The sequence below is a fragment of the Thermococcus celer Vu 13 = JCM 8558 genome, from assembly GCF_002214365.1.
In the GTDB taxonomy this organism is placed as follows: domain Archaea; phylum Methanobacteriota_B; class Thermococci; order Thermococcales; family Thermococcaceae; genus Thermococcus; species Thermococcus celer.
Genome location: NZ_CP014854.1, coordinates 1,400,291 through 1,413,618, shown reverse-complemented (window position 1 = coordinate 1,413,618; position 13,328 = coordinate 1,400,291). Strand labels below are relative to the sequence as shown.

Below are 13,328 nucleotides of genomic sequence, written 5' to 3'. Positions count from 1 at the left end.
CCGGGATTCTTCTACCAACCCCGTCCAGTTCTACCCATTTTATTGCCACGAAACCGTTAAAAACATGCGCGTTGTAGTACGTTGCTACGTCAAATAAACCGGAGGTTCGCCTATGGCCCGAAAGGAAGGTGAAAAAAGGCTTTACTATCACGGCCTCAAGGAGCAGAAGAAGCTGAACGTCTCCATGCTCAAGTACCTCTCGCTGCTGATATCGGTGATAGGCGTTGGGCTCCTTCTGGTGGCCGCCCAGGTGGCGCAGGCGCCGATGGCGAAGGTGAGCGACGTCTACGGGAGCTACATGATGAACTACGCCGTCGTGAGAATAAGCGGAACCGTGGCCAGCGTTCCAAAGGTTTCCGAGAGCGGGGGGAAGCTGTCCCTGACGTTCACGGTGGACGATGGAACGGGGCAGATCGACGTCAGGGTCTATTCTCCCCTGGCAGAGAAGATGATAGAGAGAAACCTCGTGCCCTTCCCGGGGGACAACGTAACCGCCGAGGTCCAGCTGAGGGTGAGGGAGACCTACACCTACGCGATATTGCAGTACCTCGACGGCCTGGAGTTCCTCTCGAAATCGTACTCAGACAACCCCGAGGAGGTTAAGTCCCTCGACCAGAGGATGGCCAACCTCTACGTCGCCGTCGAGGGTGTCGTAACGGAGGTTTCGAACGTCAGCTCCGGGCTCCTGCTCACCGTCGATACGGGTGAGTCCGACGTTACCGTTCTCATCCCACAGGTTCTCCTCGTAAAGAACAACGTGACCGTCAAAACGGGCGACACCGTCCGCGCTCCGGGGGCGGTTTACCTCTACAAGGGCACCTCCCCGGAGATAGTCGTCAGGGACATCGACCAGCTGGAGATCACGCCCGTGGAGGAATCTCCGGAGGTCCCGCTCGCCAACGCGTCGAACTACGCCGGCATGGTCATGAGCGTCAGGGGTGAGCTCGCGGGGATCTCCTACGAGGCGGGCAAGTACGTCCTAACCCTCACGGACGGGACGGACTACCTCGATGCGCTCCTCCCGCGGGACGTCCTCGCGAAACTCGACCCGTTCAAGGTCGGGACAGGTAGCCTCGTCAGGGTCGCCGGAAGGATGGGAGAGGACGGCAGGCTCGTCGGCGCGTACGTCGAGGCCGTTAAGCCGAAGGCCCCGAAGGCCCTCCCGATAGCCGCCGTGAGCAGGGATATGCTGAACCAGGTGGTGCTCGTCAGGGGCAACATCGAGGACATGGCCAACGTCGGCTCGAACCTCAAGCTGATGGTGGACGATGGAACCGGGAAGATAGCCGTCTTCGTACCCTCGGCGAGCGTCTCAGAGTTCTCCAACGAGACGAAGGACAACCTGAAGGTCGGCCTCGGCGTCGAGGTCGCCGGTTACCTCGAGGAGTACCGCGGTGAGCTCGAGGTCGTCGTCTACACAGGAAACGGACTGCACGCCCTCGGAAGGCCCCTCGAGAAGTCGGAGGTCCAGCTCCCGCAGGTCACCGCGGACGAGCTGGGTGGCCACGTCGGCTCCCTCGTTGACCTCGTTGGCTCGCTCGAGGGATTAACGTATCAGAACCACACCTACTACCTCAGCGTCGACGGCGTCGCCGTCTCCCTCCCGAGGGAGCTGGTTCTGGGCATCAACCCGCTCGAGGTTGGGACCGGTAGCAGGGTCAAGGTCATGGGCCTCGTCGCGAGCGCCACGGAGCTGGAGGGCAGGAACCTGACGGTCGTCGAGGCGGTAAAGCCTGTGGAGATGTCTTCATCGGAGGTAACCCTCGATATGAAGGGCCAGCTCGTGCTCGTGGTCGGCAGGGTGACGGACGTGGCAAACCTCAGCGGCAACCTGAAGGTGGTCGTCGGTGACCTGCCGATCTTCGTACCGCGCTCCACCGCGAACGCTCTCTCCTACGTCCCGGAGAAAGGGGACCTTATCAGGGTCGGCGGCTACGTCGAGGAGTACAGGAACGAGCCCGAGGTGGTCGTCTTCAACCCGAACGCAATCGAGAAGGCCGAAATCGGCGGAAAGGTGGAGGGGGCCAAGGTCTCCGACCTCAGGACCGCCGGGGGCCCGGTCTGGCTGCTCGTTAAGTGGGACGCCGTAACGTACAGCAAACCCAACTACCTCCTGAACGTCAGCGACGAAACCGGAAGTGCTTCCCTAATCGCCAACAGGACGTTGCTACCCAATCCGCTTGATGCGGGAACCGGCAGCAAGGTGAACGTCACGGTTGACCCGACGACGATGGAGGTAACCTCCCTTCGGGTGGTGGAGGCCGTTCAGGCGAAGCTAACCGCCACCGGTTCGGTAAGCCTTGACCTCGTCGGAAAGACGGTTGCCGTCAACGGAACCGTTAAGGACGTGGTTCAGCTTGGCGAGAGCCTCAAGCTGACGGTGGACGACGGAAGCGGCGAGCTCGCGGTATTCTTACCCGGCGCCGCAGGAAGCGTTCAGGTAAAGGAGGGCGATAACGTCCTCGTCTCGGGATACGTCGAGGAGTACAACGGCAAGCCCGAGGTGGTGGTCTACACGACCGACGCGATCCGCGTGGCGGAATCCTCCGGGGGAACCCAGAGCATCACCCTCTCCGAGCTCGATGGTGCGAGCGGCCTCGTCAACCTCACCGTTACGTGGGACGCTCTAAGCTACGAGAAGCCCAACTACATCATGAACGTCAGCGATAAAACGGGAAGCGCCTCGCTCACGGTCGATAGGTCCCTCCTCCCCAACCCGTTCGACGCGGGAACCGGTAGCGTCCTTCAGATAACCTACGACGCGGACAACAAGAAGGTCGTTTCACTCAAGGTTCTCGAGGCGAAGCCCTCCCCTGAGGTCAAGACCGGCGAAGTAACCGCCAACCTAATGGGCAAAACCGTGGTGGTCAGCGGGACCATCGTCGACCTCTACCAGGGAAGCACCTTCTACAAGCTCACAATTGACGACGGAAGCGGTGGCCTCGTCGTCTTCATCCCCAAGAGCTCGGCGGGCGATAAGACGTTCAGCAAGGGGCAGAAGGTCAGGATAGGCGGCTACGTGACGGAGTACAGGGGTACGGTAGAGGTCGTTCCCTACATGAGCGACGCGATAGTCATCGAGTGAGGTGATGGCCATGCTCCCCCTCTCCAACATTTTGCTCTGGTCGCTGGCCGGCGTGCTGTTCGGCTCGCTCATCTCGTGGATCCCGGGATTCCACATCTTCAACATAATGGCCCTGCTTGTGGCCGTCTTCGGGGTCGGCGAGCTCATGCCCCTTCAGGCCTTCCCCTTCTTCGCCATAGGAGCCATAGTGGCCTACGCCTACGTCAGCGCGATATCGAGCGTCTACTTCAGCGTCGCCGACGAGAGCGCGGTCTTTCTCCTCTTCCCAACTCAGAGGTACCTCCTCCTCGGCAGGGGGCACGAGGCTGTGTTGTTATACCTCATCGGCGCGGTCTCGGGAACGCTGATACTCGTACTAAGCGCCCTCCTCATCTTCCCGAAGGTGCTCCCGCCGATATACCAGGCCACCAGCCCCTACATCACCTACTTCCTCACGGCCATAGTGCTCTTCATGTTCATGAGCGAGTGGCCCAAGGAGGGCGACAGGGGGAAGACCCCCCTCCAGAGGCTCTGGATGGCCTGGAAGCAGATACTGGCCGGGATGTTCGTCTTCTTCATCTCGGGGGTCCTCGGCTTCCTCGTGATGAACACCAACCTCCTGCCGACCACGAGCGCCTACACGAGGCTCACGCCGATGTTCATAGGATTCTTCGGGATGTCGTGGGTTCTGCTCAACATACTCTCCAACCCGCCCATGCTGGAGCAGGTGCCCGACGATAGGGTCGAGAGCAGTCCCTACAACATCGCCAAGGCCAGCTTCGGCGGCGCCCTCGGAGGGACGATAGCCGCGGTATACCCGATAATCACGGGCGGTATGGGGGCCCTCGTCGCGGGCCACATGACGAGCCAGCGCGGCGACGACGCCTTCATCATCAGCCAGGGTGTCAACAGGGTCATCTACTACGTCGGCGCCTTCACGCTCCTCTTCCTGCCCAACCTCAGGCTCACGAGGGGGGCGGCGGCCTGGCTCGTCAGCTCTATGTACACGCCGAAGAGCTACTCCGAGTACCTCGCGGCCGTCGGCGTTATACTGCTCAGCGCGGGGATAAGCTTCCTCTTCACCTACTACATCTCCAAATTCCTCGCCAGGAGCTTCAACGTCGTCCACATCAGGAAGCTCTCCTACGTCGTGGCTCTGGTGCTGATAATAATCTCCTACGTCCTGACGGGCCCAATGGGCGTGGCGGTACTCTTCGTCTCGACGGCGATAGGCATGCTGGCGGCGGCCTTCAACACGAGGAGGAGCTACTGCCTCGGCGGCCTCATACTGCCGGTGCTCATTAGCATGACGGGGCACACGGGGGCTTTCATGCACCTGCTCGGTCTGGGGTGATGAAGATGAGGGGATTCACTCACTACATATCTGGACTCGCGGCGGCCACCTTCTTCCCGGCCCTCGTGGCCGACCTGAGGATGGGTATCCTCATCCCTGTCGTGGCGGCGGCCTCGGCCTACCTGCCCGACTTCCTCGACTTCAAGTTCGGCAAGTTCTTCTGCAGGAGGGACTACGAGATAGACCCTGCCCCCTGGGACGAGAAGAAGCACTACGCGCCGAAGCTCGTCAAGGTCTCGGAGCTGAGCGAGGAGAACCGCTACCAGTTCTTCGCTGTCCAGGGAAGGGTGAGCGAGATAGTCGAGAGGGGCGAGGAGACGCTCGTCTTCAAGGTGACGGACGATAAGGGAAACGTCAAAACCGTCGAGAAGCCATACAAGAGCATAATCTTCAGGCTCAAGGACGATACGGGAACCGTAACCGTGGAGGCCTTCGGGGAGGACTACGAGTTCTTCGAGGAGGAGTTCGGCGAGATCGAAGTTGGGAAGGAGATGCTCGTCTTCGGCTACGTTGACGTCGATGAGGACGGGGTGAGGATGGTCGTCTCCGACGCCCCCCACCCGCAGGGGATAGCCGATACCATCGCCAGGGCGATAGAGGAGGCTTACGAGAAGGGCGAGACCATAATCAAGATACACAACGTCCGCCTGCCGGGGGACGTTTACAGGAGGTTCCTCGTGCACCTCGACCCGCCGAAGAGGGAGGTCCGCGTCGAGATGGGCCCGATTGTAACGCCCGGCGGAGTCTCCATCGGCGGCGAGGTTCCGGAGTACAGGCGCGTCGGGATAGCGAAGGTGAACGTGCCCTTCATCAAGACGTATCCCAAGCCCACGCGCATCGATTCGTTCTCCGGCCCCGAGATAGCCTTCAGAAAGGCGGAGTTCAGGGGTAAAACGGTAGTGAAGGACCGCTTCCTGCCCTGGCACCACGGCTTCAGTCACTCCCTCACCGCGGGCTTCCTGGCGGGCGTCATAATCTACGCCCTCTTCGCGCTCCTCGGTTACAACCACTCCCTCGAGCTCGGGCTCGCGTCCATGATAGGCTACTGGCTCCACGTCTTCGAGGACCAGCTCGGCTTCATGGGCAGTAACCTGCTCCCGCCGATAACCAAGGACGTCGTTCCGGGTTTCAAGCTCGGGGAGAGCGGAAGCGGTCTCAACAACTTCTCCACGGCCTGGCTCATGATAGCCCTCATGATATGGAACTTCAACCGCTTCACGAACCCGAGGCCGATTCCCATAGCGGACTGGAAGCTGCTGCTCCTCCTGATCTGGCCGTCGATAATAGGCTACGCGGTGGCGATAATCAAGAGCTTCAAGATCAGGAGGGAAGTGGCCCGGCTCATGGACTACTACACCAACCTCGACGCCTTCGAGGAGCTGGAGGAGGTCGGCGGCATCTGAACCCTTTATTCTTTCTCAGACCTTTTCTCCCCCGGCTTCCTCGCCACGACCCCGAGGGCTTCCGGAACGCGTCTAACCCCGACGAAGCCGACCTCCCTCAAGCGCTCCATTACGCCCCTCTGGAGGTCCTTCTTCCTGTATTTCTTCCCCGGGTTCCCAACGTAGTGGAAGAGCCTCCCGCCGGGCCTCAGGACGCGGTAGAGCTCGCGGTAGAACTCGCCGGAGTAGAGCTGGCCCGCCAGGGAGAAGCGCGGCGGATCGTGGATCACCACGTCGAAACTCCCGTCCCTGAACCTCCTCACGACCTCGAAGACATCCCCCTGGATCACCTGAACCTTTCCGCCCGTGAAGAGCTCCCTGCTCCACGGGTTTATCCGGGCGAGCTCTATCACGTTTTTATCCTTCTCCACGGTTATGACGTAAGCACCTCTCTTTGACGCTTCTATCGCCGTGTAACCGAGCCCCATGCAGGTGTCAAGGACGGTCTCACCCTCCTCCGGTTTGACCGCGTTCACCTTGTTCCTCGTGTCCTGGAGGGGGTTCACCTCCTTCGTGCGGTGCATCCTGATGCCGTTTATCTCTATCGTCGGCGGAATCGTCGGGACGAGCTTGTAGAAATGCTCTCCAGCTATGGCCGCCTTGTAAACGCCGTTCCTGACGAAGTAAACGCTCTCCCCGTCCCCCGCTATCCTCTCAATGATCTCCCTCGAAACGCGCGTTCCGTCCGGAAAAACGAACTCATCTCCGTCCACCTTTATGGGCCACGAACGGTTCGTTTTCCTCAAGTCGAGGTTCAACCTTACCTCACCCTTCGCAAGGAGTAACCTTCTCGCTTCCCTCGCCGTCAGAAAGTAGAGCTCCTCCATCCTCTCACCGTCTCGTCCTGTAAGGGGGAAGAATAAAAACCTAACCCACGACCCTCTCGAAGACGCGCTCGAAGTTCCCGAAGGTTATCGCTTCGATTTCCCTTTCGCTGAAGTTCTCCCTCAGCCTCTCGATCAGCGCCGGAATCTTCGATTCATCCTCAAAGCCCTCGACGCTCCTCCCGCTCCAGCCCGGGAGGTAATAGACGAAGTCGAAGCCGAGGCCGACGTGTCTGTAACCGGCCAACTCCACCATGTAGGCGATTTGCTCCACGTACCTCTCCAGCGTCGGCCTCTCCGGGTGGACGAAGCTTGGAATCGCCACGGCCCCGACTACCCCGTCGCGCTCGGCTATCGCCTTGATTTGCTCGTCCGTGAGGTTCCTCGGGTGGTCGCACAGGCTTTTGGCGTTGGAGTGCGAGGCTATCACCGGGAAGGAGGTAACGTCGAGTGCGTCCCGGAAGCCGGCCTCGTTGATGTGGCTCAGATCGAGGACTATCCCGAGTTCCTCGGCCTTTCCGACTACCTCGACGCCGAAGTTGGTCAACCCACCGCCGGTTCTCTCGAAGACCCCGTCGCCTATCGCGTTCCTCAGGCTCCAGGTCAGGGTTAGGACGCGGAGGCCGAGGTGGTGGAAGACCTCGAGGAGGCCGAGGCTCTCGCCTATCGGTTCCCCGCCCTCGAGGCCGAGCCACAAAGCCACTCTGCCCCCTTCAACGGCCTCTTTCATTCCCTCAACGTTCCTCACGAGTTCGAAGCGTTCACTCTCGGCAACGTCCCTCAGAAGGGCGTTCAGAACCTCGAGGCCGTAGGTTGTTGCGTCGCCCCTCCTCTCAGGCCGGGTCCAGATGGCCATGACCCGCGCGGCTATAGTCCGACCAAAGAACCGCTCGAAGTTGCCCTCCAGGACGCGGGTCCTTCCCTTTTTCCGCTCGTCGTAGACGAACGTCGGTAAATCCGAGTGAGCGTCGAATATCATGGTCTCACCGCTCTTCCCCTATGGCCCCTATCTCCATAATCGTTTCGGCCTTTACCTCAGGGTCGGGTATGGCCCCGGCGATTTCCCGGGCCTCATCAAACTCCTTCCTCTCGGCCAGTTTAAGCGCTATGGCACGGAGGGCGTCGCTCCTCTTCCGGACGTCCTTTATGGCCCTTGCGAACTCGAGCGCCCGTTTCAGGCTCCCGAGTTCCGTCAGGAGCGCGGCTATCTTCTGGACGTTCTCCTCGGTGAAGCGCGGATTCCTGCAGCCCTCGAAAGCTCTGTCCACCACATCAGGGTACTCCAGGCTGTTCATTCTCTTCATCCAGAGGGCCACTTCGAGCTCCCCGATGAGCCTACTGACGCCCGTGTAGTTCCTTCCGATGAGTGCGAGGGCGTAGTGGTACCTTCCCTCGAGGAGCGCCTGTCGTATGGAGGGCAGGCCGACATCGTAAACCGTCTCGGCCAGCTCTATCTTCTTCTCGACGACGGCCGCGCGCTGGTTGACGTGGAGCTTGTCGAATATGTCGAAGGCCATACGGTAGAGGGGCAGGGCCCCATCCGCGGGTAACCTGTCCCCTGCCTTCTCGAGGAGGTTTCCGATCCTTATTATGCCGTCCACCTTGAGGCTGTAGCTCACCTCAGCCCCCATTATCGTGTCGAAGGCGACGTCGAAAAGCTCGATGGCGCTCTCGGTATGACCGGCGAGGGCTAAGTGGTAGGCAAGCTCTGAGAGAAGGGCCCCTCGCTCTATGGGATCCCTTACGCTCTCCGTTTCGTCTATGGCCCGGGTAAAAAGGTTCATGGCGTCCTCCTCGTAGCCCATTATCGAAAGGGAAGACGCTATCGTTGAGTACGCCACGATCCTGTCGGTCGGATCCTTGAGTTTCTTCGCGATGTACATAGCGTCCTCCACGATGTCCGGGATCCACTCCTGCGGGCCATCGCTGAGGTGTATGGCGAGGGCCACCTCCGTGAGAGCCTCGATCCGGTCGAGGGGATCCTCTAACTCGTGGATCCTGGAAAGGGCCTCTTCGTAGTAGCCCTTTTCAATCAGAAGCTCAATCTCCTCCTTCGCCATCATCCTAACCCGTTGGTTTATTCTAAATCCTTATAAACCTTCCCCGGTCATTCCAGGCGAGGAGATATGCTGACGCTCGCCCTTTACAACACCTACGACCCCAGGAAACTACACGAGGCCCACCTCCGGGCGATAGCACGGGCCGGACCGATAGCCAGGGCCTACGGCTTTCATCTTGCCCTCGTAGGCTTTCCCCTCGAGGGGAAGCCGCTCGAGGTGGCCCGGGAGGTGAGCGACCACACCACCATCGGTGAAGGGGGCAAGTACCTGATTGAGCTGGCGGAGGAGAACCGCTTCCACCTCTTAGAGTTTCCGAAGGGAGGTTTCCCGCCGCAGTTCGGGGTTCCGGTCGCGACCACGAGGAAGCCGGACGAGGGGAGGGAGATAACACCGCTCGAGCTCGCGGAGAGGGCCTTTAGGGGTGAGAGCTTTTTACTGCTCATCGGCCTCGGCAGACACGGCCTGCCGAAGGAAACCTTTAAGACCGCCCGCTACCACATGGACATCACCGGGAAGAGGGTGAGCCTCGAAACCTGCACCGCGATGGGGGCGATAGCCGCGAGGATAAGCACCCTTATGGAGGCCCTGAGATGGAGGAGTCGTGGAAGAAGGATTTAGCGTGGGCTGTAATAGCCCTGCTTGTCGTCTTCGGCCTTGAGGTGGGGCTTAGGGTTGGTCTCCACACCGATTCACCCCTCGTCATCGTCGTCAGCGGTTCGATGGAGCCTGTCTTTTACAGGGGCGACGTCGTCCTGCTCAAGGGGGTGAGCGAGGAGAACATCGACGACGTCAAGCTGAACGACGTCATCGTCTACAAGCGCCCCGGCTACGAGTACCCGATAATCCACCGGGTTCGCGCCATAGAAACCGTCGAGCTCGGCGGAAAGGTGGAGAAGTGCTTCGTGACGTGGGGCGACAACAACTGGGCCCCCGATCCGGACTACCCAACGCCCTACGGGATGGTGCCCTGCGTCCCGGCCTACGCCGTCGAGGACAAGGCGTTGATGGTCTTCCCGAAGATAGGACTCATACCGCTCATTATAAGGGAGCACCTCGGCCTGGGATGATGCGAGGGTAGGTGGCTGAGCCGTGATGAACTAATCGGCCCCTGACCGGGTTTTAACTTTTCTTTCCAACCTTCGAGTCAACCGGATCAGCTCAGTGGTGACCGCTCTCCTCACCCCTCGGAAGGGCTTGGGCCTCATCATCGCTGGACTTAAAAACGTCCTCACCCTTTTAACCCTGGTGATTGCATGAGGTTCATCCCGCTCGTAGTCGCAAAACCCGAGCTTCAGATGGCCATAGACGAGGCCATACTCCGGGCCAGGATGGAGGGCAGGGTTCCCGACACGGTCAGGCTCTACGCCTTTTCACCGAGCTCGATAACCATCGGAAGGTTCCAGAGCGTCAGACACGACGTCAATCTCGAGGAAGCAAGGAGGCTTGGAATTCCCGTCGTCAGGAGAATAACCGGAGGCGGGAGCGTCTTCCACGACGAGTTCGGGGAGATAACTTACTCCGTAGTCATAGGCGAGGACTACCACCCGGCCCTGAGGAACGTCGAGGAGAGCTACCGATACTTAGCCGGCCCGCTCGTCGACGCCCTCGAGGAGCTCGGTCTCGACGCCGGCTTCTCCGGCCTGAACGACATCGTCGCCAACGGCAAAAAGATAAGCGGCTCCGCCCAGACGAGGAGGAAGGGGGTCATTTTACAGCACGGCACGTTCATGTACTCCACCCGTCTCGAGGTACTCGCGAGGGTTCTCAGGGTATCGAAGGCGAAGCTCTCGGACAAGGGGGTCTCGAGCATCTGGGAGAGGGTCACGACGCTGGAGCGCGAGGGGATAAAGATGAACCGCTGGGAGGCCTACGAACTGTTGAAGGAGAAGTTCTCCGCCGCCTTCGGGCCCGAGGAGGGGGAACTGACCGACTACGAGCTCGAACTCGCGGAGAGGCTGGTGGAGGAGAAGTACGGGAACCCCGAGTGGAATGAGATGCGCTAAGGTAACCTCCAATTTTTCCCTATTTCAAACTTCTCCACCATCTCGTGGAACAGCTCGTCCTCGCCGAGCTCTTCCCTCAGTCTCCTGAAGTTCTCCTCGAGACGTGATAGTCTTCCTTTCGAGCGCTTCAGCATGGAGTTGCCCACGTCGATGGCGAAGCGGAGGTAATCCTCACTCACGAGGATCTCCCCGTCCCTTCCGAGGGGGACGGTGAGGTACTCCGTGGCGTTTATCTCGACGAGGTAGCGGTTGGAGATGACCTTGAAGGTCGTGTACTTGAAGCCGCTGGCGAGACCGAGTTCGTGGAGCATTTTGGCTTTTTGCAGGTCCTCTGCGACGACGTGAAAGATGGGTGGCTGGCTCTTGAGGAATATCAGGCCCCTCTCCGCCTTCCTTAGGGACTCCCTCGCTTCCCCGAACTCGATCGGCCTGTGCACCTTTACGAGCCACCTGCTCAGTGGCTTCGCTCCCAGGGCCGGCTCCTCGATGATCCCTATCCTTCCGGAGCACGAGCTGGTCGTATAGACGCCTTTAATCGAGTTGATGAGCAGTAGGAGGCCGATTATGTCGCCGTCAACTTTGTCTTCCCTCATGGCGGTGAAGAGACTGTGAAGGGCTTCGCGCTTCGCTTTCATATCCGGACCCCCATAACCATTTTATTGCCTGAATCTTTCCCCAGCTTCCCGTTGTGGGATGTAAAAGGTCTCAGCTCCCTCTTTCACGCCTCTCCGTCGAAAACTTTATAAAGCTAACCCAAAAGGTCTATCTGGAAATGGCCAGGGTGGTGTAGCCTGGTTAGCACAGGGGACTGTGGATCCCCTAGCCCGGGTTCAAATCCCGGCCCTGGCCCCATAACGAACTTTTGGAGAATCACAAGCTTTTCGCCAGCCTTTTAAAAGGCCGATGCCCTAAGTGATGCCCCTTCACCGGTGATGGGGCCTTCACTTCGGTGGTCGAGGCATCTGTTTGAATTGAAGCTTTCACCAACTTACCCACTTTTCTAGTTGATGTTAACCTTTAAATTCCCTTAGTATCACGCTGTATTTGGTGGAATCCATGTTCGAGCGAGTGATAAATAGGCTCATGGAAATACAAGCTCCTGCCACTCGTAAACTTAAAATTCCTATTGCGGGAATTAGAGCGTTTGAGGCTATTTTGGAATCCAATGAAATTTTGAACGTCACCACAGTTGTTGATCTGGCCCTAAGGGAGTTCTCCAAGTATTCTAAAGGTGATTCTCAGGTAGCTTCTGATTTCGAGAAAATTCTTGTTAGAGAATTTTCAGGGTTAAATAACACAAGACTACTTAAGAAAAAAGCCAGGGCTCTCAAAGAAATATGGAAAATTGAAGCCAGAGAGTTGGGCTATAACTACAAGCGAAATAAATGGTTGTCCATACGCGTTACCGAAGAGGAGTATGAGATTGTTTCCAAACAGGCACAGAGGGAAGGATTGGACATATCAAACTACATTAGGAAAAGGCTGGGTCTTGAGTACAAATTATGAATATTATGTTGCACCAAAAATTTTATATTTGTGTTGCACGTAATCTTATCGAATGTCTTATTAGGGAGTAATCTAAATAACAGCTGGGAGGAGGCAATCGATGGCGGAACCTATCCTTAAATGGGCTGGAGGGAAAAGGCAGATCCTTCATGAGATAGTTGCGTTAATGCCAAAGGACTTTAAAAGTAGGACGTTCCACGAGCCGTTTTTTGGGGGTGGCGCGGTTACTTTCTGGATGGAACCGGATAAGGGGACTATAAACGACATAAATCCCAAGCTCGTAAACTTCTACGTCGTTGTTAGGGATCACGTTGACGAACTAATTGAAGATGCAGAGGAGCACAAAAATGAGAAGGAGTACTTCTATAAGGCCCGTGCGGAATTCAACGAGATAGTTAGAACGGGGTTTAAGATTCCGAACATCAGGCTCGCAAGCCTGCTTTTGTACTTAAACAAAACCGCCTTCAATGGGTTATACCGCGAGAATAGAAATGGCGAGTTCAACGTTCCGTTTGGTAAATACAAGAACCCCAGGATAGTGGATGAGGAGAGACTAAGAAAAGCCAGTGGAGTCTTAAAGAAACTGGACATTTACAACGAAGACTTCACTTACATCCTGAGAGCCGCCGGGCCCGGAGATTTGGTTTATTTTGATCCCCCGTATCACCCAGTTTCAGAGACGGCCAGTTTTACCAGCTATTCGAAGGAAGATTTCAGCAAAGAAGATCAGAAACGCCTTAGGGATGTTTGCCTTGAACTTCATGAGAGAGGAGTTTACTTTATTTTGAGCAACTCCTATGTAAAGCCCGTTCGTGAGCTGTATGAGGGAATAGATGGACTTGAGATACTCAAAATCTACGCAAAGAGGCCAATAAACTCAAAAGCCGATCGCAGGGGGGAAGTTCCCGAAATGCTCGTTACAAACGTCCCTCAGGAATTGAGGGTAGGCAGAGAAAGGGCAAAGCTCCTCGTTAAAAACGGTGGATCAAGGACTTCGGTGACTTCCAGATCTCTTGTTGAGTATTTAACCGTTGTAGAACGATCTATTTAAAAAGTTCTGTCTTCTTTTTAACAC

General features: G+C 57.7%; 12 protein-coding genes and 1 tRNA gene. 9 read left to right on the top strand and 4 right to left on the bottom strand.

Annotated features, from left to right (window positions below; translation table 11 throughout):
* The first annotated feature begins 112 nt into the window (after nucleotides 1–112).
* Genes A3L02_RS07745 through A3L02_RS07735 form a run of 3 tightly spaced genes read left to right on the top strand, consistent with a single transcriptional unit; the run spans nucleotide 113 to nucleotide 5,821 of the window.
* Nucleotides 113–3,085: a hypothetical protein gene (locus A3L02_RS07745; RefSeq protein ID WP_088863371.1), complete on the top strand. Its 2,973-nt coding sequence runs from the start codon at nucleotides 113–115 to the stop codon at nucleotides 3,083–3,085.
* Between the two features lie 10 nt (nucleotides 3,086–3,095).
* Nucleotides 3,096–4,418 (top strand): tripartite tricarboxylate transporter permease, encoded by a 1,323-nt coding sequence (locus A3L02_RS07740; protein WP_088863370.1) that lies wholly within the window; start codon nucleotides 3,096–3,098, stop codon nucleotides 4,416–4,418.
* Between the two features lie 5 nt (nucleotides 4,419–4,423).
* Nucleotides 4,424–5,821, top strand: a complete 1,398-nt coding sequence (locus tag A3L02_RS07735) for a metal-dependent hydrolase (RefSeq protein WP_088863369.1) — start codon at nucleotides 4,424–4,426, stop codon at nucleotides 5,819–5,821.
* Nucleotides 5,822–5,826: 5 nt separating this feature from the next.
* On the opposite strand, the gene A3L02_RS07730 is transcribed toward A3L02_RS07735, so the two are convergent.
* From A3L02_RS07730 to A3L02_RS07720, 3 genes are read right to left on the bottom strand one after another with little or no spacing between them, the layout of a single operon-like run.
* Nucleotides 5,827–6,687: a class I SAM-dependent methyltransferase gene (locus A3L02_RS07730; RefSeq protein ID WP_088863368.1), complete on the bottom strand. Its 861-nt coding sequence runs from the start codon at nucleotides 6,685–6,687 to the stop codon at nucleotides 5,827–5,829.
* A gap of 40 nt (nucleotides 6,688–6,727) precedes the next feature.
* On the bottom strand, nucleotides 6,728–7,663 hold the full coding sequence (locus A3L02_RS07725) for a dipeptidase (RefSeq protein WP_088863367.1): 936 nt from the start codon (nucleotides 7,661–7,663) through the stop codon (nucleotides 6,728–6,730).
* A gap of 4 nt (nucleotides 7,664–7,667) precedes the next feature.
* The gene (locus tag A3L02_RS07720) at nucleotides 7,668–8,747 is read right to left on the bottom strand and encodes a hypothetical protein (protein ID WP_088863366.1); all 1,080 of its coding nucleotides are present in this window, start codon (nucleotides 8,745–8,747) and stop codon (nucleotides 7,668–7,670) included.
* 63 nt (nucleotides 8,748–8,810) lie between these two features.
* Between A3L02_RS07720 and A3L02_RS07715 the strand changes: the two genes are divergently transcribed.
* The 3 genes from A3L02_RS07715 to A3L02_RS07705 all read left to right on the top strand — a co-directional run bounded on the left by A3L02_RS07715 (nucleotide 8,811) and on the right by A3L02_RS07705 (nucleotide 10,747).
* Nucleotides 8,811–9,362 carry a DUF531 domain-containing protein gene (locus A3L02_RS07715; protein WP_088863365.1) on the top strand — a complete coding sequence of 184 codons (552 nt, stop codon included), beginning with the start codon at nucleotides 8,811–8,813 and terminating at the stop codon, nucleotides 9,360–9,362.
* Entirely contained in the window at nucleotides 9,335–9,811 is a 477-nt protein-coding gene (locus A3L02_RS07710) for a signal peptidase I (protein WP_088863364.1), read from the top strand. The genes A3L02_RS07715 and A3L02_RS07710 overlap by 28 nt, the downstream gene beginning before the upstream one ends.
* A gap of 186 nt (nucleotides 9,812–9,997) precedes the next feature.
* Nucleotides 9,998–10,747 (top strand): lipoate--protein ligase family protein, encoded by a 750-nt coding sequence (locus A3L02_RS07705; protein ID WP_088863363.1) that lies wholly within the window; start codon nucleotides 9,998–10,000, stop codon nucleotides 10,745–10,747.
* Here A3L02_RS07705 and taw3 read toward each other — a convergent pair.
* Nucleotides 10,744–11,382 carry a tRNA(Phe) 7-((3-amino-3-carboxypropyl)-4-demethylwyosine(37)-N(4))-methyltransferase Taw3 gene (taw3, locus tag A3L02_RS07700; RefSeq protein WP_088863362.1) on the bottom strand — a complete coding sequence of 213 codons (639 nt, stop codon included), beginning with the start codon at nucleotides 11,380–11,382 and terminating at the stop codon, nucleotides 10,744–10,746. The two genes, A3L02_RS07705 and taw3, sit on opposite strands and share 4 nt — an antisense overlap.
* 140 nt (nucleotides 11,383–11,522) lie before the next feature.
* Here taw3 and A3L02_RS07695 point away from each other — a divergent pair.
* From A3L02_RS07695 to A3L02_RS07685, 3 genes are all read left to right on the top strand, one after another.
* Nucleotides 11,523–11,599: transfer RNA gene (locus A3L02_RS07695), tRNA-His, on the top strand.
* Between the two features lie 204 nt (nucleotides 11,600–11,803).
* Complete coding sequence (locus tag A3L02_RS07690; RefSeq protein WP_088863361.1) at nucleotides 11,804–12,253, top strand: plasmid mobilization protein; 450 nt, start codon at nucleotides 11,804–11,806, stop codon at nucleotides 12,251–12,253.
* Nucleotides 12,254–12,353: 100 nt separating this feature from the next.
* Nucleotides 12,354–13,304 carry a DNA adenine methylase gene (locus tag A3L02_RS07685; RefSeq protein ID WP_088863360.1) on the top strand — a complete coding sequence of 317 codons (951 nt, stop codon included), beginning with the start codon at nucleotides 12,354–12,356 and terminating at the stop codon, nucleotides 13,302–13,304.
* Nucleotides 13,305–13,328 lie beyond the last annotated feature (24 nt).

Bases quoted from the DNA above. Each gene is read 5' to 3' on its own strand.
- A3L02_RS07710 (WP_088863364.1), top strand. From the start codon at position 9,335: ATGGAGGAGTCGTGGAAGAAGGATTTAGCGTGGGCTGTAATAGCCCTG.
- A3L02_RS07730 (WP_088863368.1), bottom strand. From the start codon at position 6,687: ATGGAGGAGCTCTACTTTCTGACGGCGAGGGAAGCGAGAAGGTTACTC.
- A3L02_RS07715 (WP_088863365.1), top strand. From the start codon at position 8,811: ATGCTGACGCTCGCCCTTTACAACACCTACGACCCCAGGAAACTACAC.
- A3L02_RS07705 (WP_088863363.1), top strand. From the start codon at position 9,998: ATGAGGTTCATCCCGCTCGTAGTCGCAAAACCCGAGCTTCAGATGGCC.
- A3L02_RS07745 (WP_088863371.1), top strand. From the start codon at position 113: ATGGCCCGAAAGGAAGGTGAAAAAAGGCTTTACTATCACGGCCTCAAG.
- A3L02_RS07735 (WP_088863369.1), top strand. From the start codon at position 4,424: ATGAGGGGATTCACTCACTACATATCTGGACTCGCGGCGGCCACCTTC.
- A3L02_RS07685 (WP_088863360.1), top strand. From the start codon at position 12,354: ATGGCGGAACCTATCCTTAAATGGGCTGGAGGGAAAAGGCAGATCCTT.
- A3L02_RS07740 (WP_088863370.1), top strand. From the start codon at position 3,096: ATGCTCCCCCTCTCCAACATTTTGCTCTGGTCGCTGGCCGGCGTGCTG.
- A3L02_RS07720 (WP_088863366.1), bottom strand. From the start codon at position 8,747: ATGATGGCGAAGGAGGAGATTGAGCTTCTGATTGAAAAGGGCTACTAC.
- taw3 (WP_088863362.1), bottom strand. From the start codon at position 11,382: ATGAAAGCGAAGCGCGAAGCCCTTCACAGTCTCTTCACCGCCATGAGG.
- A3L02_RS07725 (WP_088863367.1), bottom strand. From the start codon at position 7,663: ATGATATTCGACGCTCACTCGGATTTACCGACGTTCGTCTACGACGAG.
- A3L02_RS07690 (WP_088863361.1), top strand. From the start codon at position 11,804: ATGTTCGAGCGAGTGATAAATAGGCTCATGGAAATACAAGCTCCTGCC.